Annotated in this window: 21 protein-coding genes; 10 read left to right on the top strand and 11 right to left on the bottom strand. The window is 57.4% G+C overall.

The genetic code is table 11. The annotated features are described in order from the left end of the window. From WBM93_RS09170 to WBM93_RS09155, 4 genes are all read left to right on the top strand, one after another. Positions 1–231 (top strand): sulfurtransferase (locus WBM93_RS09170; RefSeq protein WP_424431152.1); only part of this gene is annotated, 231 nt, incomplete at its 5' end. 26 nt (positions 232–257) lie between these two features. Beyond that, positions 258–1457, top strand: coding sequence for a cystathionine beta-lyase (metC, locus tag WBM93_RS09165; protein ID WP_424431150.1), 1200 nt, complete (start codon positions 258–260; stop codon positions 1455–1457). Then, the gene (locus tag WBM93_RS09160; RefSeq protein ID WP_424431148.1) at positions 1454–2791 is read left to right on the top strand and encodes a mechanosensitive ion channel family protein; all 1338 of its coding nucleotides are present in this window, start codon (positions 1454–1456) and stop codon (positions 2789–2791) included. Before metC ends, WBM93_RS09160 begins: the two co-directional genes overlap by 4 nt. 303 nt (positions 2792–3094) lie before the next feature. Further along, a complete protein-coding gene (locus tag WBM93_RS09155; protein WP_424431146.1) occupies positions 3095–3862 on the top strand; it encodes a TorF family putative porin in 768 nt (255 codons plus the stop codon). Between the two features lie 60 nt (positions 3863–3922). On the opposite strand, the gene WBM93_RS09150 is transcribed toward WBM93_RS09155, so the two are convergent. The 5 genes from WBM93_RS09150 to WBM93_RS09130 form a co-directional block, all read right to left on the bottom strand. Beyond that, positions 3923–5470 (bottom strand): ATP-binding cassette domain-containing protein, encoded by a 1548-nt coding sequence (locus WBM93_RS09150; protein ID WP_424431144.1) that lies wholly within the window; start codon positions 5468–5470, stop codon positions 3923–3925. Beyond that, positions 5467–6219: an ABC transporter permease gene (locus WBM93_RS09145; RefSeq protein ID WP_424431142.1), complete on the bottom strand. Its 753-nt coding sequence runs from the start codon at positions 6217–6219 to the stop codon at positions 5467–5469. The genes WBM93_RS09150 and WBM93_RS09145 overlap by 4 nt, the downstream gene beginning before the upstream one ends. A gap of 40 nt (positions 6220–6259) precedes the next feature. Further along, positions 6260–7180, bottom strand: coding sequence for an ABC transporter permease (locus WBM93_RS09140; RefSeq protein WP_424431140.1), 921 nt, complete (start codon positions 7178–7180; stop codon positions 6260–6262). A gap of 6 nt (positions 7181–7186) precedes the next feature. Continuing rightward, on the bottom strand, positions 7187–8332 hold the full coding sequence (locus WBM93_RS09135) for an epoxide hydrolase family protein (RefSeq protein ID WP_424431137.1): 1146 nt from the start codon (positions 8330–8332) through the stop codon (positions 7187–7189). 100 nt (positions 8333–8432) lie between these two features. Beyond that, positions 8433–9302, bottom strand: coding sequence for a 3-hydroxyacyl-CoA dehydrogenase family protein (locus WBM93_RS09130; protein ID WP_424431135.1), 870 nt, complete (start codon positions 9300–9302; stop codon positions 8433–8435). A 76-nt stretch (positions 9303–9378) separates the two neighbouring features. Here WBM93_RS09130 and WBM93_RS09125 point away from each other — a divergent pair, with 76 nt between their 5' ends. Next, positions 9379–10470 (top strand): DUF1176 domain-containing protein, encoded by a 1092-nt coding sequence (locus WBM93_RS09125; protein WP_424431134.1) that lies wholly within the window; start codon positions 9379–9381, stop codon positions 10468–10470. Between the two features lie 3 nt (positions 10471–10473). Here the strand turns inward: WBM93_RS09125 and egtD are convergent, their stop codons facing one another. From egtD to gluQRS, 5 genes are all read right to left on the bottom strand, one after another. Further along, positions 10474–11433 (bottom strand): L-histidine N(alpha)-methyltransferase, encoded by a 960-nt coding sequence (gene egtD, locus WBM93_RS09120; RefSeq protein ID WP_424431133.1) that lies wholly within the window; start codon positions 11431–11433, stop codon positions 10474–10476. 17 nt (positions 11434–11450) lie between these two features. Continuing rightward, positions 11451–12602, bottom strand: coding sequence for an ergothioneine biosynthesis protein EgtB (egtB, locus tag WBM93_RS09115; protein WP_424431156.1), 1152 nt, complete (start codon positions 12600–12602; stop codon positions 11451–11453). 191 nt (positions 12603–12793) lie between these two features. Beyond that, positions 12794–13372 carry a cob(I)yrinic acid a,c-diamide adenosyltransferase gene (locus tag WBM93_RS09110; protein ID WP_424431132.1) on the bottom strand — a complete coding sequence of 193 codons (579 nt, stop codon included), beginning with the start codon at positions 13370–13372 and terminating at the stop codon, positions 12794–12796. A gap of 12 nt (positions 13373–13384) precedes the next feature. Next, the gene (locus WBM93_RS09105; protein ID WP_424431131.1) at positions 13385–13615 is read right to left on the bottom strand and encodes an HIG1 domain-containing protein; all 231 of its coding nucleotides are present in this window, start codon (positions 13613–13615) and stop codon (positions 13385–13387) included. Positions 13616–13630: 15 nt separating this feature from the next. Then, the gene (gluQRS, locus tag WBM93_RS09100; RefSeq protein ID WP_424431129.1) at positions 13631–14497 is read right to left on the bottom strand and encodes a tRNA glutamyl-Q(34) synthetase GluQRS; all 867 of its coding nucleotides are present in this window, start codon (positions 14495–14497) and stop codon (positions 13631–13633) included. Between the two features lie 104 nt (positions 14498–14601). Between gluQRS and WBM93_RS09095 the strand changes: the two genes are divergently transcribed. From WBM93_RS09095 to ppc, 3 genes are all read left to right on the top strand, one after another. Then, positions 14602–15168 carry an HNH endonuclease gene (locus WBM93_RS09095; protein ID WP_424431154.1) on the top strand — a complete coding sequence of 189 codons (567 nt, stop codon included), beginning with the start codon at positions 14602–14604 and terminating at the stop codon, positions 15166–15168. A 169-nt stretch (positions 15169–15337) separates the two neighbouring features. Further along, complete coding sequence (locus WBM93_RS09090; RefSeq protein ID WP_424431127.1) at positions 15338–17041, top strand: tetratricopeptide repeat protein; 1704 nt, start codon at positions 15338–15340, stop codon at positions 17039–17041. Positions 17042–17082: 41 nt separating this feature from the next. Beyond that, complete coding sequence (gene ppc, locus WBM93_RS09085; RefSeq protein ID WP_424431125.1) at positions 17083–19770, top strand: phosphoenolpyruvate carboxylase; 2688 nt, start codon at positions 17083–17085, stop codon at positions 19768–19770. Between the two features lie 61 nt (positions 19771–19831). Here the strand turns inward: ppc and WBM93_RS09080 are convergent, their stop codons facing one another. Beyond that, positions 19832–21463, bottom strand: coding sequence for an amidase (locus tag WBM93_RS09080; RefSeq protein WP_424431123.1), 1632 nt, complete (start codon positions 21461–21463; stop codon positions 19832–19834). Between the two features lie 225 nt (positions 21464–21688). On the opposite strand from WBM93_RS09080, the gene obgE reads away from it, so the two are divergent. Continuing rightward, entirely contained in the window at positions 21689–22753 is a 1065-nt protein-coding gene (gene obgE, locus WBM93_RS09075) for a GTPase ObgE (protein ID WP_424431121.1), read from the top strand. Continuing rightward, on the top strand, positions 22750–23515 hold a 766-nt coding region (gene proB, locus WBM93_RS09070; RefSeq protein ID WP_424431119.1), incomplete at its 3' end, for a glutamate 5-kinase. The genes obgE and proB, both read left to right, overlap by 4 nt.

The raw sequence follows: 23515 nt of genomic DNA, 5'->3' as shown, positions 1-23515 counted from the left end.
AGCTTCTTCAACGCTGACGGAACATGGAAAAGCGCTGACGAAATCAAGGCGATCTTCACTGACGCAGGCGTCGATCTCTCAAAACCGCTCGTCACCACCTGCGGTTCGGGAATGACCGCAGCGGTTGTGTCTTTCGCAGCGGCTGTCGCCGGCGCCGAGAGAGCCGCGCTATATGATGGCAGCTGGGCAGAATGGGGTGCAGACGCGGATACGCCGAAAGAAACGGCTTGAAAATGCCGGCCCCGCTGGAACGATAGTTGGCTGGTAACGACTCTGGTTCAGAAAAGCCCGCGACACAGGTCATCACCGGTGGTCGAAGGAAAGAATGGACCGGAGCGGTGGTCAATCCGCCCGTCTGGCGCGGGAGTACGCATCTTTACGACGATGTCGCGCATCTCAGAGAAGGCCTGAAATCCAACGATGACGGTCGTTTTTTCTACGGCCGCCGCGGGTCCCCGACCCAATGGTCGCTTGCCGAAGCGCTGACCGAAATGGAACCCGGCGCGGCCGGAACGATGCTTTATCCCTCTGGTGTAGCGGCCATTTCCTGTTCGCTGCTCGCCATATTGCAACCCGGTGACGAAGTCTTGATCACCGACAGCAGCTATGACCCCAGCCGCAGCTTCGCCGATGCCTTCCTCAAGCGCATGGGCATCACCGCACGCTATTATGATCCGTTGATCGGGGCGGATATTGCCAGCCTCTTCGGCCCCAATACAAAAGCCGTTTTGATGGAAAGTCCGGGTAGCCTGACGTTCGAGGTTCAGGATGTGCCGGCGATCTGCACGGCCGCGCATGCAGCAGACATAGTTACCCTGCTCGACAACACCTGGGCGACTTCGCGATTTTTCCCGGCGCTGGAACATGGTGTCGATATCGCGATCACCGCAGCAACAAAATATATCGTGGGTCATAGCGACGTAATGATGGGCGCGGTTACCACGCATGACAAATACTGGACCCGTCTCCGCCGCACGGCTCAGCAACTGGGCCAGGTGGTCTCCCCCGATGATGCCTATCTTGCCGCGCGCGGACTCAGGACACTGGACGTCCGAATGCGGCAGCATCAAGCCGGTGGACTGAAAATTGCCCGCTGGCTGAAGGATCGGCCCGAAGTGGGTCTGGTCCTCCACCCCGCCCTGCCAGATTGCCCGGGACATGAAATCTGGAAACGTGATTTCAACGGCGCATCGGGTCTGTTTTCCTTCGAGCTATCGGACGGTGACGACCCATCCCGCGCCGCTTTCATCGATGCATTGTCGCTATTCGGTATCGGCTACAGCTGGGGTGGTTTTGAAAGTCTCGCGCTGCCGGTCGATCCGGCCAAGCATCGCACGGCAACCAAATGGACTGCGAAAGGACCGCTTGTCCGGCTAAATATCGGACTGGAAGACCCGGACGATTTGATGGCGGACCTTGCCAAAGGCTTTGAACATTACCACAGTGCGCGATCATGATGGATAAAGCCTTCAAATATCTGGAAACACTGGCGCCAGAAACGCCTCGCAATGTCCAATATACCGAAGGTGTAGTAGCCGCCGGACTGGTCATGCTGGCCCTGACTGCCGGCTGGTATCTCAGCAAATATCTCGGACCCAAGCTGCGCCACCTCTGGGAAGCGCGCGCAGGCTACGAGAGCGAACTGGCAGGGCGCCGCATTCGCGACATGACCCGAAGGGCCACCACATTCATACTGTGCGGCATTTTCCTGTCATTCTATCCCTGGCACCTGATCGCACAGGTCGTCTTTTCGCTCACGATTGCGATAACTGTGGGTCTGTTTGCCAATGATCTGATTCGTGGCGTGCGTATGCCGGACTGGCTGGGTACTTTCATCGGGCTTGCCCTGTTCGTGAGCATCGGTTCGGGATTGGTCGGCGGAATCGGACCAATCACCGAAGCGATGGACAAGGTAGGTTTCAGCCTTGGTACGAGAAGAATCTCGCTGCTCTGGATTGTTACCCTGGCGATGACAGCGGTTATGATGCTCGCGGTTGCCCGCGTGCTCATGAAGCTGGTCACCTATATTATCGGAAACAGCGAGCTGGACGGCGCGCAGAAACTGCTCGGCCAGAAGCTCGCCACCGTCGCCATTCTTGCCGGCGCCTTTGTCCTTGGCCTTGATGTTGTCGGTATCGACCTGACCGCACTGGCGGTCTTCTCGGGTGCCTTTGGCCTGGCCATCGGTTTCGGCATGCAGAAAACAATCGGTAACCTGATTGCCGGAATCATTTTGCTAATGGACCGTTCGATCAAGCCGGGTGACGTGATCGCGGTCGGTGATACTTACGGCTGGGTCAACAAGATCGGCGTGCGCGCGGTCTCGGTCCTCACCCGCGAAGGCAAGGAACATCTGATCCCGAACGAGGATCTGATGACCCGCGAAGTCGAAAACTGGTCCTATTCCAGCCCCAATGTCCGAATCAGCATACCGGTCGGGGTTTCGTACAATACCGACATGGATCAGGCGATTGACCTGATGAAACAGGCCTGCGTCGATGTGCCGCGTGTGCTCAACCATCCCAAGCCGGTTGTCTGGATGCTGGAATTCGGCGACAATAGTGTCAATTTCGAAATCCGCTGCTGGATCAAGGATCCGCAATCAGGCGTCGGTAATTTCAAGGCCGCGATCCTGAAGCGGGTCTGGGACTTGTTCAAGGAACATGGGATAGAGATCCCCTTCCCGCAGCGCGACGTTCATATCAGATCCTTGCCGAAAGGCGGAACCATCACGCTCGAAGCCAGTTCGGAATCGACGACAAGCGGATCGCATTCGACCAAAACCGGGTAAGACGATGTCGAGGCTTCGAACACCGGCTCCGACAGTGCCGGGCATGGGGTGACGCTTTATTGGTCACTTGAAATCATATCCGCCTAAATTTTAGGCGACTAAAAATCGGTTTGTTGCGCAAGCGCAACATTTGCTAGTTATGTCACATTTTCTGTCGTTTTATTCCTTGTGCAGCGCAACGATTTAGACCAGCTTTCCCTTACATGTTTAGAGACTGTTCGCGTTCGGGGTATCTAGCGCCATAAAAAGACAGCCAAAACAACTGCAGGAGGGGCGATTCGCATCAATGAGAAAGGGATTTCCATGCGCACGTCCAATTTGAATAATCTTGGCAAGAAAGCCAAATCACAACTCGTCGGCCTCTCGGCCATATTGCTGGCCACCACGGCGGCACCAGCTTTCGCTCAGGACGCCGAAGCTCCGAGCAGCATCACGGTTTCCGGTAACGCTGCGATCACATCCGACTATCGTTTTCGCGGTGTTTCGTTCTCCGACGGCGATATTGCCGTACAAGGGGGCATCGATGTCGCCCATGAAAGCGGCTTCTATGTCGGAACCTGGGCATCATCGATCGAAGACTCGGCAACATTCGGACATACCGAACTGGACATTTATGGCGGTTGGTCCGGTGAAGTATCATCGGGTGTCACAGTAGATGTTGGCCTGCTTTATTATATCTATCCCAATGGCGAAGGCGGACTGGCCGGCCCGAGCGACTATTTCGAACCATATGCATCGATCTCCGGCACTTTGGGCCCGGTTGAAGCGACGCTTGGCGCTGCTTACGCGTTCGACCAGGCAGCGATCGGCAATGACGATAATATCTATGTCTATACGGATTTCTCGACCGGCATTCCGAGTACGCCAATTTCATTAAACGCCCATCTCGGCTATACAGATGGTACTTTGTCGACCGCAGTTGATGGCGACAATTTCGACTGGTCGGTTGGCGCTGACTGGGCCGTCACCGGAAATCTGACTGCCGGCCTCAAATATGTAGGCGTCGGCGGGGTCAAAGTGGATGATTTTACCGATGACACGGTCGTATTCACCCTCGGCGTAGCCTTCTAAATTCACAAAAAATACGCTGGAGAAGGGGCTGTTCGGAGAACCGGACGGCCCCCTTTTTTTTTAACTGGCGGCAACCAGCCTTTGCGTCGCCGGATGCCGGGGATCGTCAATGACCGCCTGCATGTCACCGGATTCGACGATCCGCCCATCGTCCATCACCGCAATCCTGTGGCACAGGCGGCGGGCAGCGGCAATGTCGTGGGTGATGAACAGCAGGCTCAATCCGTTATCCGCCTGCAGCCGGGCAAGAAGTTTCAGTATTTCCGCACCGACCAACGGATCGAGCGCGGATGTCGCCTCATCCAGCACCAGCAATTGTGGCGCGGCAATGATCGCACGCGCAATCGCAACTCTCTGCGCCTGACCACCCGACAAGCTGGCCGGCGCACGGTTCAGAAACTCATCAGACAGATCAACGTCGGACAATGCCTGCCGCGCCATATCATTGCGCTCGGCCTTGGTCATTTCGGGTTGCAGATTGCGCAGCGGTTCGGCGACGATGTCGATGACCTGCCATTGCGGATCGAGACTGGCGACCGGATCCTGAAAAACCGGCTGGATCAATCGGCGCATTTCCAGACTGCGTTTACGGCGCTCGGGAAGCACGGTCCCCTGCCAAAAGGTTTCACCTCTGGTCACCGGACCGATACCGGCAATAGCACGCCCGAGCGTCGACTTGCCCGAACCGGAGCCACCGACCAGTGCAAGAGATTCGCCCTGCCGAACCATGATGCTGGCATCGACCACGGCAGAGATTTTACCGCGCCGCCAGCCAGGCCGTTGAAATTCGACCGCGACGTCGTTGGTCTCAAGCAGAATATCGCCGGGTTGGGTTAGTTTCGGCGCTGGCTCGTCAAGACGGGGAGTGGCAGCGATCAGGCGCCTCGTATAATCTTCTGCGGGATTCGCGATCAGATCGCCCACCCGGCCAGTTTCCACAACCCGGCCTTTCTCCATCACCACCAGTTGATCGGCATGGCCTTGGACCGTAGCAAGATCGTGGCTCACCAGCAGCATCCCCAATCCCTGCTCGCCGCGCAATTGGTCGAGCAAGTCCATGATCTCGGCCCGCAAGGAAGCATCAAGAGCGCTGGTCGGTTCGTCGGCAATCAGCAATTTGGGACCATGGGCAATGGCGGCGGCGATCATCACCCGCTGACGCTCCCCGCCGGATAAGCGGTGCGGGAACTGATCGAGCCGCTCGTCGGGCCGGGAAAGACCAACCCGTTCGAGCTGTCGGACCAGCTCAGACCGCGATGGCCGCGCTGACCCCGCCTGCATCGTTGCTTCCTGCAATTGCGCGCCGACAGTCAGATGCGGGGTCAGCGCCGTCAGTGGTTGCTGGAACACAAAACCGGCGAGCCTGCGACGCGCATCTCTCAAGTCACCGGCATCGGCGCTGGAGAGATCAATATCACCCAACCGAATCGACCCGCTGGCCACGCCCGGCGTAAGTCCGAAGGGCGTCAGGCAGGTCAGGCTTTTTCCGGAACCGGACGCACCGATGATCGCCGTGCATTGCCCCGCCTCGACGATCAGGCTGACGTCTTCGACCAGCCGATTGCCCTCGATACGCACAGCCAGATTGCGGATTTCATAAAGGCTCATGAGAAGCGATCCCGCAATCGTTCGCCTTCGATCGTGAGGCAGACCAATATTACGACCAGCACCCCGCCCGGCAGTAGCAGCCCGAGCGGCGTCATATCCATGTCATCGGCCCCCTCTTTCACCAATATGCCGAGCGAGGTCAGCGGCTCCTGCACACCCAGACCGAGAAAGGAGAGAAAGCTCTCGACCATCACCACCTGCGGCACCGTCAGCATCAGATAGGCAAGCGCGACACCTGCGATATTGGGTAAGATGTGGCGCAATATGATTGCAATCGAAGGCGTTCCGGCGGCTTCGGCGGCCAATATGAAGGGTCGCTGTTTCAGCGCCATCACCTGCCCCCGGACGACACGCGCCATAGTCAGCCATTCGACCAGCCCGATACCGACGAAAACTAGCAGGATCGACCGCCCGAACACCACCATCAGCAGGATGACGATGAACATGAACGGCAGCGCATACAGACCATCGACGATCCGCATCATCGCTTCGTCGACCCGTCCGCCGATCCAGCCGGCGGTCGCGCCCCAGGCAATGCCGACAAACAGCGAAACCAGCGCCGCAGCGATCGCGACCATCAACGTGATCCGGGTTCCGGCGGCCAGCCGCGCCAGGCGGTCCCGGCCAATTTCATCGGTGCCGAATATATGCGATCCGCTGAACACGGGAGCGCGCACTGCATCCCAGTCGATCTGGTCATAGGTCCACGGCAGAACCAACGGCAGCGACAGTGCAAGCACTACCAACACCAATAGGATCAAAAGTGGGAAATGGCGTTTCAACACCGCGTCACCCGTCCCGCATTCTGGGATCGAGCCAGCCATAGATCAGGTCGGCGAACAGGTTGAACAATATGATCAGCGCCGCGTAGAGGGTGACCACGCCGAGCACGAGTGGATAGTCGCGATTGAGCGCACCCTGAACGAAATAGCGTCCGAGGCCCGGCAATCCGAATACCGTCTCGACAACCACAGCCCCGGTCAAAAGACCCGCCGCTGCAGGACCCAGATAGCTGGCCACTGGTACCAGCGCGGGCCGCAGGCCATGTTTGAACAAGATCCTGGTTTCCGACAGGCCCCGCGCCCGAGCGGTCCGGATATGATCCTGCTTGAGCACGCTCGCCAGTCCGGCGCGGGTCAGTTTGGCGATGGCTCCGGACACCGGTAGCGCCAGCGCCAGCACCGGCATGATCAACCAGGCACCACCATCACCGGTTCCCGATACCGGTAGCAGACCGAGCCACAATCCGAATAATAGCGCCAGCGCGGGTCCGGTGACAAAGGTCGGCAGCGCGGTGGCGACGGTCGCCAGCATCATGATCGTCTTGTCAGTTGCCCTTCCGGCTTGCACAGCGGCAAACAGGCCCGCCGTCACACCGATGGCCAAGGCCAGCAATATCGCCAGCCCCCCGAGCATCAGGGAAATCGGCAGCCCCTGCGCAATCAGTTCCGATACGGTGAAATCGCGATAGACCAGAGACGGTCCGAAATCGCCCTGGATCAACCGCGAAACATAAAGCCACGCCTGCTCCCACAGTGGCTTGTCCAGTCCGTAAGCCTGTTGCAGTGCGGCCTGTGTTTCCGGATCCAGCGGACGCTCACCATCAAAAGGCCCGCCCGGTGCCAGCCGCATCAGGAAAAAGGAAGCCAATATGATCACCAGCAGCGTCGGGATGGCTGTCATCAGCCGCCGGGTGATCAGGGCAAGCACGCGCCGCTAGAGCTCCATAGCAGCGAAACAGGTGCGCACTTCTTGTACGAACAATTCAGGCACTTCCATTGCTGCAAAATGACCACCGCGTTCCGGTTCAGCCCAGTGGCGCAAATCCTTGAACCTTTGTTCTGCCCAGCGTCGCGAGGGGGTGACGATTTCGTTGGGGAAAATGCTGCATCCTGAAGGGATGTTAACGGGGTCGATGTTGATTGCGCCAAAGCTTTCACGGTACAGTCGCGCCGAGGATGCTCCGGCATTGTTGAGCCAGTAAATCATCACATTGTCGAGCAACCGGTCACAGTCGAAATTGTCATCCGGGGCTTTGGCGCCGTCTGCCCAGCCCTGGAATTTCTCCATGATCCATGCCATCTGGCCGACAGGGGAGTCGGCGAGACCATAGCCGAGTGTTTGTGGCCGGGTTCGCTGGATTTCGGCATAGCCCGAGCCTTGCGACTGGTAGTCCAAATAATGAGCCAGCGACGCTTGCTCTTCCGGCGTCGGATTGATCATAATCTCTTCGGATGGCGGCCCAACCACCACGAAATTGACATGCACGCCTCCACAACGGCCAAGATTTTGCGAGCCGATAACGGATGTCACCATCCCTCCCCAGTCACCGCCCTGAGCAAAATATCGGTCATAGCCGAGCCGCGTCATCAACGTGTCCCAAGCCTTTGCGATTTTTTCCATTCCCCAACCGGTCGTGGTCGGCTTTCCGGAAAAGCCAAATCCCGGCAAGGACGGGACCACCAGATGATAGGCATCCTTCGCCTCGCCGCCATAAGCCACCGGATCGGTCAGCGGGCCGATTACATCCAGAAATTCGACAATCGAACCGGGCCAGCCATGGGTCATGATCAGTGGCCTTGCGTTCGCTTCCGTCGAGCGGATATGCATGAAGTGGATATCGACACCGTCAATCTCGGTCAGATGATGATCATATCGGTTGAGTTCATCCTGACAACGCCGCCAGTCGTAGGTGGTCCGCCAATGATCGACGACGGTTTTAACATATTCGAGCGTGATGCCCTGAGACCAGTCATCAACCGGCTCCGGATCAGGCCAGCGCACATGCCGCAACCGGATATCCAGATCGTCCAGCGCGGTCTTCGGGATATCGATAGTAAAGTCTCTGATTTCGTCGCTCACAACATGTCATCCTATATCCGTTCGCCCTCTGCCGGTGGCAGGACGATTGATTCATTCGCGTCTTCGTCGCCCTGAATATTCAGGATGATCGAGTTGGTGCCTACATTGTGGGAACCGGCACTTCCCCCGAATAATCGTAAAATCCCTTACCCGTCTTGCGGCCGAGCCAGCCGGCCTCAACATATTTCATCAAGAGCGGAGCAGGGCGATATTTCGGGTCGCCGAAATCATTTTGCAGTACGCGCAGAATTTCCAGCAATGTGTCGAGACCGATCAGATCGGCCAATGTAATCGGACCCATCGGATGACCGAGACCCAGTTGAATACCCCGGTCGATATCCTCCATCGACGCCGTGCCTTCGCCGAGCGCGAAAAAGGCCTCGTTGAGCATCGGCAGCAGGATGCGATTGACGACAAAACAGGGAGAGTCTTTTGCCATCACCGGCGACTTGCCGACTGCCTTGGCAAAATCGCTCGCGATCACTGCGGTCTGATCGCTGGTTGCGAGACCGCGAATAACCTCGACCAGGCCCATCAGCGGCACAGGGTTGAAAAAATGTACGCCGACAAAACGTGAGGGATCCTTCACCGACTGCGCAAGTCTGGTGATCGAAATCGAGGAGGTATTGCTCGCGAGAATCGCCTGATGTCCCAGAATTTCCGAAGCAGCCGCAAAAATCTGGCGTTTGATTTCTTCGCGCTCGGTGGCGGCCTCGATGATGAGATCGGCATCGGCCATCGGATCAAGCTGAACGATAGGTTCGATGCGCCCCAAGGCGGTTTCGGCTTCCTGCTGTGCGATTTTTTCCTTTTCCACCAGTCGCGCCAGTTGCTTGGCGATTCCGGCCTTGCCGCGTTCGGCCATCTCGAGGCTGACATCCGACAGATAGACATGATAGCCCGCCTGAGCCGAAACCTGTGCAATACCGGCGCCCATTTGCCCCGATCCGATAATACCGATTGCTTTCATTCCATGCCTTTCGCGCTGTTCGTCCTGTTATGACAAGCCACTAGCGATTGTCTGTCAAACTGGCTAGATTGCAATTATGCCCCCAATCATATTCATCGCTGGCCTATTTGCCACAATCGCCACCACCGCCGCCATGCCGGTTCCACAGCCGGGAGAAATCCCGACGTTCAGGGATTGGGCCGCTGGCTGCGACAATATTGGCAATTGCGAGGCGGTATCGCTTATACCGGATGAAAACGGAGCCCGCTTTGATGACTGGGGCGGCCCGATTTCGATCATCCGCACCGCCGGCAGTGATGATATATTCAAGATTCGCGTCCTGTTCGACGGCAAGGGATATGACCGCTACCAGATGATCGTCGATGGCCAGCTGGTCGATACCGGTCCGATCGTGGATGGCGACTATCCGATCGAAATCGTTGGCGAGGATGCCAAAAAAGTTGCAGCCGCTGTCATCAAGGGGAAACGGCTGGTCGTACAGGGGCCCGGAGATGAGATTATCACCCGGATTTCTCTGGCGGGCTCGTCTGCGGCATTGCGTTACATAGACCAGAAGCAGAACCGTTCCGGTACCGAAACCGCTTTGGTCGCCCGGGGCAAGCAAGCATTTCAGCCCCACAAAACCGAGGTGCCAACGATCATCGTCGACCAGTGGGAAGCTGCAAAGCTGGTTCCCGAAGCAGGTGCCCTGGTCGCGCTAGCCGAGGATTCGAAATGCAAGGAAGACCGCTATGGGGTAGTCGAGGATCAGGCCTATCCAATCGGCAAGCGCGCCGACATATATCGCGCGCTTGTACTGATATCCTGTGGCTCCGGCGCGTATAATTTTTCAAGCGCGCCTTATATCGGTGAATATCGCAAAGACAGCCCCGCGGGCTGGACGTTCACACCCGCCAAATTTGACCGTCAACCGTCATGGGGTGGAGAGGGCAGCCAGCCGCTGCTGGTCAACGCCAGCTGGGATGAACAGGAGCAAACCCTCAGCAGTTACGGCAAGGGACGCGGGCTTGGCGATTGTGGCAGCGCAGAAAATTACGTCTGGGATGGTGAGGCATTTCGCCTGATCGATGCCAGCGCGATGCATGAATGCCGCGGTGCCCATGAATGGATTACCATCTGGCGTGCAATATATCGCAAGCTGGATAAGGCCGCAGCAGCAACCAAATAAGCTTCAGGGCGCGTGCTTGTAAGGGTGCGCCTCTACCAGCATAAGCGTGAAATAGTCCCGTTCGTCGCTCCATTCGTGCAACGGTGTCCAGCCGCCGGCCCGCAACATCAGGCGGGCATCGCGCAAGCCGTATTTATGGCTGTTCTCTATATGGAGCCTCTGGCCCTTGACCAATATATGGGCCGTCCCGTCGATCGAAAATTCCAAATCAGCCTGCGCTTCGAGATAGATTTCAATCCGGGCATAAAGATCGTTCCAGACAGCGATATGGCGGAATTTTTCAACTGGCATGTCGCCGTCCAGTTCGCGATTGATCCGGTGGAGCAGGTTTAACGAGAATTCCGCCGTCACGCCGGCGCTATCGTCATAGGCATCGACCAGAATCTGCTCATCCTTGATCCGGTCAAAGCCGATCAGAAGCTGCGCGCCTTCGCCCAGAGTTTCCCGCATGAAGCGGAGCAGATCAACCGAGGTCCGAGCGATCATATTGCCAATTGTCGAGCCAGGGAAAAAGCCCAGTTTCGGCATATCCGCAACCGCTTTCGGCAATTCCACCCGCTTCATGAAGTCGGCCTCCACGGGATGGATCGGCAGGTCCGGAAATTCCTCCTGCAGCAACGATGCGCTATGTTCCAGAAACTCGCCGCTGATATCAATCGGCACATAGGTGGCGGGATCGATTGCCTTGAGCAAATGGGGAGTCTTGGCCGAACTGCCCGAACCAAATTCGATCACTGCGCGTTTGGGGCCGGTAAACGAGGCAAACGCGGGTCCGTTCTCCCGAAGCAGTTTTGTCTCGGTGCGGGTCGGATAATATTCGGGGAGCTCGGTAATATCCTCGAACAGCTCGGACCCGCGCCGATCATAGAGCCAGCGAGCCGGAATCGCATAGGTCTGTTTGTCAAAACAGCGCCTCACGTCCTTGCGAAAGGTATGATCAACAAGCGAAGTGGTCATGTCCATGGGGGTGGTCCTTTACGTCAAAGGTCTTTTGCAAGCCGCAGTCCGCAGAACTGCCAGCGCTGGTGAGGGTAAAAGAAATTCCGGTAACTGGGCCGGATATGACCTGTCGGCGTGGCCATGCTGCCGCCCTTGAGCACCGACTGCCCCGACATGAACTTGCCATTATATTCACCGACTGCGCCACCGGCGGGCTTGAAACCGGGATAGGGTAGATAGGCACTGCTGGTCCATTCCCACACCGTGCCGGTGTCAGGAAGACCATCATTGGCGGCGACTTCCCATTCCGCTTCGGTCGGCAATCGCGCGCCGGCCCATGTGGCATAGGCGTCTGCTTCATAGTGACTGACATGTTTGACCGGTGCCGACGCATCAAGCGCCTGACTGCCGGCGAGGCCAAACTCGGCCCATTCTCGATCAGTTGCGCTCCAGTATAAGGGCGTTTCAATGGCTTCTGACTGTACCCAGGCCCAGCCATCGGACAGCCAGTGGCGGGCGTCGCGGTAGCCACCGTCTTCGATGAAGGCCAGCCATTCGCCATTGGTCACCGGACGATTGGCGATTGCATGCGGGTGCAGCAAAACGTCATGACAAGGGCCTTCGCAATCGAAGGCAAAATCGGGACCATCGTGCCCGATCTGATATATGCCGGTCTTGCCCTCGACCCATCGCACTGGCCCGGGTTCCGGAGCGCGATCGGGTGCGTTGCTGGAATAAGCCGGCTTCAGCGGATTGCGGGAGAAGAGGTGCAATATGTCGGTGAGCAGCAATTCCTGATGCTGCTGTTCGTGATGGAGGCCAAGTTCGACCAGACCGCGCATTTCTGGTGAAAAACCGCCCATTGCATCCGCCATCGCCTCGTCAACATGGCAGCGATAGGCTATCATGTCCGCTAGCGACGGACGGGTCAGCAGACCTCGCTCCGGTCGGGCGTGCCTTGCTCCTTCGGCCTCATAATAGCTGTTGAACAAATAGGGATAGGCCTCATCGAAGAGGCGATAGCCGGCGACATGATCGCGCAGCAGGAAGGTTTCAAAAAACCAGGAGGTGTGGGCGAGATGCCATTTCGTCGGCGAAGCATCGTCCATCGATTGCGCGGTTGCATCGGCGTCGCTCAGGCCCTCGGCGAGACTAAGCGAATGACATCTCACATGATTGTAACGATCCAGCAGGTCGCTCGGGCGCGAAGGATTTTCTGCATCGGGCGAAGGGGGATAGGGGCATTGCGGTTGACTGGCGATCGGTCCTACTCCGGTGGATGCTCGGTCTCTCTTCAGAACATAGAGCGAACGATGATTAGGTCAACAACGCATATTTGCGCCAGATGGTTGCAAAAATTCCCGAAGCGTTGCGTGAATGCGGTCTAGCGCGATGCCCCGGGCACCCATAATATATCATCTTTCCCGCCATTGTTGAGCGCGCGTCCGAGCACGAATAAATAGTCTGACAGGCGATTGATATAGGCCAGTGCCTGCGGGTTGATGGCCATTTCCCGTCCTGCGGCAACACATGTCCGTTCCGCCCGCCGGGCAATAGCGCGCGCGCAATGGACGGCCGCGGCCGCTTTCGAGCCGCCGGGAAGAATGAAACTGGTCAGCGGATCCAGACCGGCGTTCACCGCATCGATTTCCGTTTCAAGCCGTTCCACTTGGGATGGAACGACGCGAAGCACCATTTGTGACGGGGCAAAATCCTCCCCATCCGCTGCCGGTGTCGCCAGATCTGCACCGAGATCGAACAGGTCATTCTGGACGATCCGCAAAGTCTGGACCAGCGCGCTATCGGTGATTTCGCAGATCGCCAATCCAAGGGCGCTGTTCAGTTCATCGACGTCGCCGATCGCGGCCATGCGCGGCTCGTTCTTGGCAAGACGGGACCCGTCAACAAGTCCGGTCGTGCCGTCATCGCCAGTCTTTGTGTAAATCTTGTTGAGTTTTACCATCGGGAGAGCGGACTAGCTCTGACCGCCTGCCACAGCCAGCAGGATAACCACCAGTACAATGGCAATCGCCTGATATTTGACGCGGGCAAACATCATTTCATTCTGTTTTTTATGCGACGCGGTGATGCCGTCTGCATCGACATCATCCGGTTTCATATTGGCGAAGGCGATCAGCCCGCGAACGAGTGCGTATACGACGGCCCCTGCCGCTGCGATGATCATCAATATCAATATATAGCTCATGTTTTCACCTTAAACCTAAGAAAGCGAAATTCCAACCGGGAAGATATCCCGGCGAAGTTGCTGCACCAGTTCATAGCCGCTGCGGCCCGCTGTCCGCAATACGGACAAAGAGGCAGAATCCCGACTTTTCGCCAGCTTCGCACCGCTTTCATCGCGCAACAGCGGGTGATGAAAGTAAACCGGCGTCGGCAAGTCCAGAAGCGCCTGTAGCAGGCGGTGAATATCGGTGGACGCGAACAGATCGTCGCCGCGCACCACGTGGGTGATCCCGTCGCGAGCATCGTCCAGCGTCACCGCCAGATGATAGGCGATCGGCGTGTCCTTCGGGACGATGACGACGTCGCCAAGCTTTTCCGGATGGATTACCTGCTCGCCATGCCGTTCGTCCAACCACTCGAGTGCCCCGGTCATGGAAATCGCCCTGGCGACATCGAGACGCCAGCTATACGGCTCTGTTTGCGCCCGTTCTGTGGCGAAAGCCGGATCGAGATGACGGCACGTGCCGGCATAGATCGGGCCATCCGGGCCTTCTGACTGCGTACCGGCCTCCTGCACCTGCCGCATGCTCGCCCGGGTACAAAAACAGCGGTACAGCAAATCCATCGCCTTCAGCCGGCCCACCGCATCGGCATAGCTGTCCCACCGGTCGGACTGGAAAATGACGTCCCCGTCCCATGTCAGTCCGAGCCAGTGCAGATCCGCCAGTATCGCCTCGACAAATTCGGGGCGGCTGCGCGCGCTGTCGATATCCTCGATTCGGAGCAGGAACCGGCCACCGCGCTCGCGGGCGAAGTCATGCGCGACCATCGCGGCATAGGCGTGGCCCAAATGCAACAATCCGTTGGGGCTAGGGGCGAAACGCACCACAATATCTCGATTCATTTGCACACTTGACGTCATGAGAAGGATATTGTTCTTTGTGCGATAGTCATGTCATGTTCTTAGGGATAAAGAGCGGACAGTAAAGGACAAGGGAGACCGTGCGTATGTATCACCCCGACCTGCAAAGGCATCCGGAAAGCTGCCCGTCGCTCGTCCTCAACGCAGACTATACGCCGCTTTCCTATTATCCGCTCAGCCTGTGGCCCTGGCAAACCGCGATCAAGGCGGTGTTTCTCGACCGCGTCAATATTGTCTCCAGCTATGAGCGCGAAGTGCACAGCCCCAATCTGGACATGAAAATCCCGTCGGTGATTGCGCTCAAGAAATATATCAAGCCGTCCGAATATCCGGCGTTCACCCGATTTAACCTGTTCCTGCGCGACAAGTTTGAATGCCAATATTGCGGATCACCCAACAACCTGACCTTCGACCATGTCATCCCGCGCCGCCAGAAAGGTCGGACGACCTGGGAAAATGTCGCCACGGCGTGCCTTCCGTGCAATCTCAAGAAAGGCGGCCGGACGCCGCAGCAGGCGCATATGCAACTCTCCAACCGGCCGATCAAACCGACCAGCTGGCATCTCCAGGAACACGGTCGGGCATTCCCACCCAATTTCCTCCACGATACGTGGCATGACTGGCTGTACTGGGATATCGAGCTGGAGAGTTGAGGCAAATGGCTGTCCGGTGTCGGCGATGCCGCGGACTCTCCTGATCGGTTCCGGCTTGTCGATACTGCCCTGCGCGTCCGATTCGATAAAATCGTAATTTTGCGCTATAATCCTCCAGGTAACGTTGCGTATCCCATGAGTCCGACAATTCAACTTACCGGAGGCGTATATGAGGAAGTCATATCTTACATTAGGTGCCGCACTTTTTGCATTGAGCGGTTATGGTAGCGCAGCTGCAGAGGTGCAGCCCAGTTCTGTCGTACCTGCAGGCATGGCGGATGCGGATCTGGTCAAATTGGCTGGCGCGCCGCTCTTCGAAGGCATGGGCGCCTATAATCGCAAAATTTCGACCAGCTCGGAAGGCGCCAATCGCTATTTTAACCAAGGGATGGTGCTGGCATTCGGCTTTAACCATGCCGAAAGTATCCGATCATTCAAAGCAGCGCAGCGGCTCGATCCAACCTGCGCGATGTGCTTTTGGGGAGAGGCTCTGGCAACCGGTCCCAACATCAATGTGACGAGCAAGGGCAAGGCGGTGATGAGCGAGCCCGATCGGCAGTCTGCGTTTGCTGCCATCAATCGTGCATTGGCGCTAAAAGAGGGCGCCACGCCTGTGGAACGGGCACTGATCGAAGCGCAGGCCAAGCGCTACAATGGCGATCCGGCGAGCGATCGCGCACCACTGGATCAGGCCTATGCCGAAGCGATGGGCAATGTCGTCGCCGCATATCCGGAGGATGATGATGCCGCGGCCATCTATTCCGAAGCGTGGATGAACACGATGCCTTGGGATTACTGGTCCGCTGACGGCACGCCCAAGCCGGAAACGGAGAAAGTTATTACCACATTGGAGAGGATCATTGCCCGCAGTCCGCAGCACCCGCTCGCGCTCCACCTGTATTTACACGCCGTCGAGGCATCCAAAAACCCAGGCAGGGCGGAAGATGAAGCGGACATGCTCGCCAATCTGGTGCCCGGATCTGGTCATCTTGTTCACATGCCTGCGCATATTTTCTGGCGGGTGGGGCGCTATGACGATGCCGCCAAGGCAAATGTCCGCGCCGCAGCGGTCGACGAAGAATATATCGCCGCCTGCAACGCGCAGGGATTTTATCCGGCGATGTATTATCCGCACAACATCCATTTCCTCTGGGCCGCAACCAGCATGGCGGGCCAAAGCCGGATGGCGATTGAATCGGCGCGCAAGGTCGCAGCCAATGTCAGGTTGGAGCAGATTGAACAGTTCCCGACAGTCGAGTTCTTCAAGACCATTCCGTTGCTGACGCTCACCCAGTTTGGCATGTGGGCGGACATTATGGCCGAGCCTGCTCCGCCCGAAAATCTCGATTACTCCAATGCGATCTGGCGCTATACCCGGGGAATCGCGATGGCAAATACCGGCGACATTGAAGGTGCGCAGGCCGAGCGAGCAAAACTCGCGGCGGTGAAAGACTCGGTGCAGATACGTTTTCTCGACAGCGCCGATTACCCCGCCAGCGTATTGCTCAATATTGCCGATGATCTGCTGCAGGGAGAATTGGCGCTCAAGTCCGGCGATCCCGATGCGGCAGCCAGCCATTTTGAACGAGCTGTCGCAAAGCAGGATACCCTTCCCTATATGGAACCGCCTTTTTGGTACTATCCGACGCGGCAGTCGCTGGGACAGGCGCTGCTGGAAGCGGGCCGGTTTGCAGAAGCGGAATCCGTGTACCGAAAAGATCTCGAAGACTATCCGCACAACGGCTGGTCCATGTCGGGGCTGGCCACCGCGCTTGAGCGGCAGGGAAAAATGGATGAGGCTGTAAATGCAAGAACCCACTTCGATATCATATGGTCCAAGGCTGATGTCAAAATTAACGGATCTCGCCTCTAGTTTGGCTTGACCCGTTCACTGTTGCAGTGCAGCATGACTGCATGACAAAATCCCTCACGGTTCGCCAAAATCCGGACATCAAATATCTCGGCAAATTGCTGGGCGATGTCATTCGTTCCTATGGCGGAGAGGAGCTGTACCGGCGCACCGAATATATCCGTTCGACCAGCGTCGATCGCCATCGCGGACTGGCGGATGCAGATGCGATAGACCCCGGTCTTGATGCTCTGTCGCTCGATGAGACGCTGGCTTTTGTACGCGGATTCATGCTGTTTTCCTTGCTCGCCAATCTTGCAGAAGACCGCCAGGGCGTCTCTGCAGAAAAAGGGGCGACCGTGGTAGAGGCGATCGAACTGCTCGCCAGTCAGGGCGTCGACAAACAGGCCGTGCTCAACTTGCTGGACGAAGCCCTGATTGCGCCGGTGCTGACCGCCCACCCGACCGAAGTGCGGCGCAAGAGCACCATCGATCACAAATCCCGGATCGCCGAACTTTTGCTGATGAAAGACGCGGGAGAAGCCGAAACTCCGCAAGGCGACATGCTCGACGACGCGATCTTGCGCCAGATTGCGTTGCTGTGGCAGACCCGTCCGCTGCGCCGCGAGCGGCTGTTCGTCACCGACGAGGTCCAGATTTCTCAAAGCTATATGAAGGACGTGTTTCTGCCCGTCCTGCCGAGACTTTACGCAAAATGGGAAGGGATATTGGGCACGCGCCTGCCCAGCTTCCTCAAGCTCAACAGCTGGATCGGCGGCGATCGTGACGGCAACCCCTTTGTCGACGCGGGAGCGATGGAAGAAGCCCTGTCGCGCGCAGCGGAAACCGTCATCGGCTATTATCTGATGTGCGTTCATACACTGGGTGCCGAGCTTTCCATTTCCACCGAGCTTGCCGAAGTGCCCGATGCCGTAATCGCGCTCGCCGAAGCCAGTGGGGACGATTCGCTGAGCCGCAAGGACGAACCCTATCGCCGCGCGCTGTCGGGCATTTACGCGCGGCTGTCGGCAACCCATCTCAAACTCTGCGGCCATGTCCCGGGACGCCCGTCCCCGATCCCGGCCGAAGCCTATGACAATCCGCAGCAATTGCGCGATGAACTTGTCATTCTTGCCCGCGGTCTCAAGTCGGCCGGCAAGGGTGTCTTCGCGACATCCGGGGCGCTGGGACGTCTGATTCGTACGGTCGAACTGTTTGGCTTTCATCTCGCGACCCTCGATATGCGCCAGAACAGCCGGGTGCACGAACGGGTGATCGCCGAACTGCTGAAACAGGCGGGGGTTGAGGAAGACTATCTGGGATTGGATGAACCGGCACGCGTGAAACGGCTGCGTGCGGAACTGGGCAACAATCGCCCTCTGATCAGCCCGTGGCTCGACTATTCGGAGGAAACTGCCAAAGAACTGTCGATCATCGGAGCCGCGGCAGAAGCGCATCGCAAATATGGCCCCGAAGTGATCACCAATTATAACATCAGCAACGGCGAGAGCATTTCCGACATATTGGAAGTCTATGTCCTGTTGATGGAGGCAGGCCTTTATCGCGCGCCGGCCGACGCTGGCAAAGCGCCGACCTGTCCCGTCATGGCGGTACCGCTGTTCGAGACGGTTGCCGATCTAGAAAATGCGCCTGACGTAATGACCGGTTTTTTCGCCATCCCGGAAATATATGCGCTGACCAAGGCGCGCGGTCACCAGGAAGTGATGATCGGCTATTCGGACAGCAACAAGGATGGCGGCTATCTGACCTCGACATGGAGCCTGTTCAAGGCAAGCGATGCACTGATCCCGATCTTCAAGGACGCCGGCATCAAAATGCAATTGTTCCACGGACGCGGCGGCGCCGTTGGCCGTGGCGGTGGCTCTGCATTCGGGGCAATCAAGGCCCAGCCAAAGGGAACCGTTGCCGGTCGCATCCGGATCACCGAGCAAGGCGAAGTCATCGCTGCCAAATATGGCACCGAAGCGGGCGCCGAATCCAATCTCGAAGCCATGACATCGGCGGTGCTGATCAATTCGCTGGAGCCTGACCAGACGGACGCCAATATACAAGCCGATTTTGCCATAGCGATGGACAAGATTTCGCAAGTCGCATTCACCGAATATCGCGATCTCGTCTATGGCGACGATGCGTTCCGGACCTTTTTCCGGCAGATGACGCCGCTGACCGAAATCGCCAAACTGAAAATCGGTTCGCGCCCGGCCAGCCGCACGAAAAGCGACAAGATTGAAGATTTGCGTGCCATTCCCTGGGTATTCAGCTGGGCCCAGGCCCGGGTGATGCTGCCCGGCTGGTACGGCGTCGGTCAGGCACTCGCCGCTTTTGACGACAAGGCCAAGCTGAAGGATATGGCGCAGAGCTGGCCTTTTTTTCAGGCTTCACTCTCCAATATGGAAATGGTCCTTGCCAAATCCGACATGGGCATCGCCGCCCGCTATGCCGGCCTGGTCGAGGATCAGGACATGGGACAGGCCTTTTTCGGTCGAATCCGTTCCGGCTGGTACCAGACGCGCGACATATTGCTGGAGATCACCGACCAGCCCCATCTGCTCGCGAAAAATCCGTCGCTGTTCAACAGCATCGAATTGCGGCTGCCCTATATCGAACCCCTCAACCATCTCCAGATCGAGCTGATGAAACGCCTCCGCGCGGGGGAAGACGACCCGCGCATCGGTGAAGGCATCCAGTTGTCACTCAACGCCATCGCCACCGCTTTGCGCAACAGTGGCTGATTTTAGATAGGTTCAGGGCTCGCCAAAGCAAATCTTCACGGCGGTCATCAGCATCGAAAAATCAGTTTTCCCGGCGTTTCATCGCTTCGCCTATTTCAGGGCGGTCCTCGGCGGATTTTAGAAATTGTGGCTCGACGCGATGCTGCGTGAGCTGTTCATATGCATAACCAAATGACAGAACTTTTGTATCCTCATCCATCGCTGCCATGAACGACAACCCGACCGGCAGCCCGTGAACATCGCCCATCGGCACGGTGATGTGGGGATAGCCTGCAATCGCGGCCAGCCATCCGCCGCTTCCCCGACGCGGCCAAACATCGCCGTGCACCGGATCGATCCGCGAAGCTGCTATTCCGGAGTGGGTTAAAAGAACATCGACATCATAAGTTTTGAGCAATGCATCGATCCCGTCTTCACGCACCGCTTTGTTGACGTCCCGGCGTGCGGCTACATAGACCTCATCGGTTAACTCGCCGGTTGAAGCGGATGCTTCAAAAATACTTTGGTCAAACAAGCTCAATTCAATATCGGCATGCTCCAGATTGAAAGCGATCAACTCATCAAGATCGCGAACCTGTACCGACTTTGCAGCGTTCTTCAGATAGTCATTCAATCCGGCTTTGAATTCATAGCGTAACGCCATTCGGTTTTTGTCTCTGAAATCAGATATGCTGGGTTCGAATTCCTTGATATCTATCAATGTCGCACCGGCGGCTTCCAAATCCTTCAACGCACTATCGAATAGCATTTTGGTATCCGCGCTGGATGCTTCCGTAAAACGCATAACGCCGATACGAGCATTTTTCAGTGAATCACGGTTCAATCCGGTGACATAGTCGGTCTTTGCAGCACCTGTTGCCATTGCATTGAGCATCATCGCAGCGCCGGTCACCGTCTTTGTCATCGGCCCGGCGGTATCCTGAGCCGCAGAAATCGGGATGATATATCGTTGGGAGACAAGGCCGATGCTCGGTTTGAACCCGACAACGCCATTGACGCTCGAAGGACAAATTATCGAACCATTGGTTTCCGTGCCGACTGCGCCTGCAGCCAGAGACGCGGCGGCGGCGGACCCCGAGCCCGAACTGGAGCCGCAGGGGTTTCGGTCAAGCATGTGCGGATTGCTGACCTGCCCGCCCAGCGCCGACCAGCCGCTCATTGAATCGCTGGATCGAAAATTCGCCCATTGGCTCAGATTGGTCTTGCCAAGAATGATTGCTCCACTGGCCCGCAGTCCCGCGGCCAGCGGTGAATCACGTCCCGTAACATTGTCCTTGAGTGCCAATGCTCCTGCCGTTGTCGGCATTGCGTCTTTCGTTTCAATATTATCCTTCAGCAAAACCGGGACACCGTGCAAAGGCCCCAATATCTTGCCACTTTTCCGGCTCTTATCAGCGGCACGGGCCTGTGCAAGGGCATCAGGATTGACGGTGAGAATAGCTTGCAACGTCGGTCCAGACCGATCGATCCGGGCAATTCGCTCCAAATAAAGGGAAGTGATTTCTTCAGAAGTAAGTTCACCGCTTTGCAACGCAGCTGCAATTTCAGGGAGAGTTTTTGCAACCCAACCAGTAGCCGCTAGGCTGGTGTTGGCCTGTTTGGTCTCGACTTCATCAGCCGCCCCCGCGACCCCGTGTGAAGCCAAAGCAGAAGCCAATATTGTCAGGTAAAAAGCGATCGCAGGGCGTTGCATCAATAACCTCCAATTCATTGAATTTCACTGTACAATCTCAAGAAAGCGAACAATTCGCAACCGATTTCCAATGCCGGCTTTTCGACGACCCTATCGGCGGATTGGTGGAATGGGCAAACTGTCGCCTGGGCATCCATTCGTCCGATCAAACAACCGAAAACGGTAATCTCGTTATATTGCAGCTAAGCCTAGCCTTTCCCGCACCTAATCCCTAAATGCACAACCATGCATTTCTTGGATCAAGCGAAAATATATGTCAGCTCGGGTCAGGGCGGCCCTGGTGCTGTCGGATTCCGGCGCGAGAAATATATCCAATATGGCGGCCCCGATGGCGGCAATGGCGGCAAAGGCGGCGATATTGTCTTTCTTGCGGTTGAAGGCCTCAACACGCTGATCGACTTTCGCTATGCCCAGCATTTCAAAGCCCCGCGCGGCAAAGGTGGCGCAGGCCGCAACAAAACCGGTGCAGGCGGCGAGGATCTGGTCATCAAAGTACCGGTTGGCACACAGATATTGTCGGAAGACAAGGAGCATGTGCTGATCGATTTCACCCACGAGGGTCAGCGCGCGACTTTCCTTGAAGGTGGAATTGGCGGCCGCGGCAATGCTAGCTACAAAAGCTCGACCAATCGCGCACCGCGCCAGCACCAGCCCGGCGAAATGGGCGAGGAAGCGGCCTTGTGGTTGCGACTCAAGCTGATCGCGGACGCCGGTCTCGTCGGCCTGCCCAATGCAGGCAAATCGACGCTGATCAATAAAGTGACCAACGCTGGCGCCAAAGTTGGCGCCTATCCTTTCACCACCATCCACCCGCAGCTCGGAGTAGTCCGGCACAAATCCCGTGAATTCGTGCTCGCCGACATTCCCGGACTGATCGAGGGCGCAGCAGACGGAGCCGGCATTGGTGACCGCTTTCTGGGTCATATCGAGCGGTGCAGAATATTGCTCCATCTCGTCGACGCAACCGGTGACGATCCGGTCAATGCCTGGAAAACGGTCAGCAAAGAGCTCGAGAAATATGGCGGCGGACTTGCCGAAAAACCCCAGATACTGGCGCTCAACAAGGCCGACCTGCTGGACGATGAGTTGATGGCCGACATCGCCAATCAACTGCGGGCTGCGGGGGCAGAACATGTTCTGCCGGTCTCCGGCGCAACCGGCGAAGGCCTCGATGTCGCGCTCGACAAAATACTCGAGGCCGTTGGCGAAAATAGTTCGATCGAGCGCAAAGGCCAGCCAAAGCTTGGTTCAGATGAAGAGGATATAGCCAAGGACTGGTCGCCGTTGTGAGCGCCGCAATCGCGGAGACGATTGTCGTCAAGGTTGGTTCTTCCCTGCTCATAGGCGAAGACGGACAACCGCGAAGGGACTGGTTGAAAACGCTGGTGTCGGACATCGCCAAACGCCATCAGGCGGGCGACAATGTGATCATCGTTTCCTCGGGATCCATTGCTCTGGGCGCACGAAAACTTGGTCTTGAAAAAGGCGGCCGGGCCAGCCTGGCCGACGCGCAAGCCGCAGCATCGGTCGGCCAGATCGCGCTAAGCAGCCTGTGGTCGGAACTGCTCGGAGACCATCAGATCGCCGCCGCCCAGATGCTGCTCACGCTTGACGATATGGAAGATCGCAAGCGCTATCTCAACGCCACCGCCACGCTGGAAAAACTGCTCGAGCATCGCGCCATCGCGGTGATCAACGAAAATGACAGCGTTGCCACCGACGAGATCCGCTTTGGCGACAATGACAGGCTGGCGGCGCGGGTTGGCCAGGCGGCATCAGCAGACCGGGTGTTGTTACTCTCCGACATTGATGGCCTCTACGACCGCAGACCGGACAGCGAAACCAACGGACAGTTCATCGGGGTGGTCGAAATCGTCGACGACAGTATCATGGCGATGGCCGATGGCAGCTCGTCCTCAGGGCTCGGGTCCGGCGGGATGATTTCCAAGCTGGAAGCCGCAAAAATTGCCAATCTCGCCGGGATCGAACTGTCAATCATCTCGGGCCGCGAAGACCATCCACTGGAGCGCTATGCGCTGACCAGTGTCGGCA

This window comes from Parasphingorhabdus sp. (assembly GCF_049667325.1).
GTDB lineage: Bacteria > Pseudomonadota > Alphaproteobacteria > Sphingomonadales > Sphingomonadaceae > Parasphingorhabdus.
The sequence above is the reverse complement of the archived record's forward strand: the minus strand, read 5'-3'. Positions and strand labels throughout refer to the sequence as shown.

Excerpts from the sequence above, each read along its gene's own strand:
- WBM93_RS09150 (WP_424431144.1), bottom strand. The coding sequence starts at position 5,470 with ATGAGCCTTTATGAAATCCGCAATCTGGCTGTGCGTATCGAGGGCAAT.
- WBM93_RS09095 (WP_424431154.1), top strand. The coding sequence starts at position 14,602 with ATGTATCACCCCGACCTGCAAAGGCATCCGGAAAGCTGCCCGTCGCTC.
- WBM93_RS09080 (WP_424431123.1), bottom strand. The coding sequence starts at position 21,463 with ATGCAACGCCCTGCGATCGCTTTTTACCTGACAATATTGGCTTCTGCT.
- WBM93_RS09155 (WP_424431146.1), top strand. The coding sequence starts at position 3,095 with ATGCGCACGTCCAATTTGAATAATCTTGGCAAGAAAGCCAAATCACAA.
- WBM93_RS09130 (WP_424431135.1), bottom strand. The coding sequence starts at position 9,302 with ATGAAAGCAATCGGTATTATCGGATCGGGGCAAATGGGCGCCGGTATT.
- ppc (WP_424431125.1), top strand. The coding sequence starts at position 17,083 with ATGACAAAATCCCTCACGGTTCGCCAAAATCCGGACATCAAATATCTC.
- egtD (WP_424431133.1), bottom strand. The coding sequence starts at position 11,433 with ATGGACATGACCACTTCGCTTGTTGATCATACCTTTCGCAAGGACGTG.
- gluQRS (WP_424431129.1), bottom strand. The coding sequence starts at position 14,497 with ATGAATCGAGATATTGTGGTGCGTTTCGCCCCTAGCCCCAACGGATTG.
- WBM93_RS09105 (WP_424431131.1), bottom strand. The coding sequence starts at position 13,615 with ATGAGCTATATATTGATATTGATGATCATCGCAGCGGCAGGGGCCGTC.
- WBM93_RS09110 (WP_424431132.1), bottom strand. The coding sequence starts at position 13,372 with ATGGTAAAACTCAACAAGATTTACACAAAGACTGGCGATGACGGCACG.
- WBM93_RS09160 (WP_424431148.1), top strand. The coding sequence starts at position 1,454 with ATGATGGATAAAGCCTTCAAATATCTGGAAACACTGGCGCCAGAAACG.
- WBM93_RS09125 (WP_424431134.1), top strand. The coding sequence starts at position 9,379 with ATGCCCCCAATCATATTCATCGCTGGCCTATTTGCCACAATCGCCACC.
- obgE (WP_424431121.1), top strand. The coding sequence starts at position 21,689 with ATGCATTTCTTGGATCAAGCGAAAATATATGTCAGCTCGGGTCAGGGC.
- WBM93_RS09090 (WP_424431127.1), top strand. The coding sequence starts at position 15,338 with ATGAGGAAGTCATATCTTACATTAGGTGCCGCACTTTTTGCATTGAGC.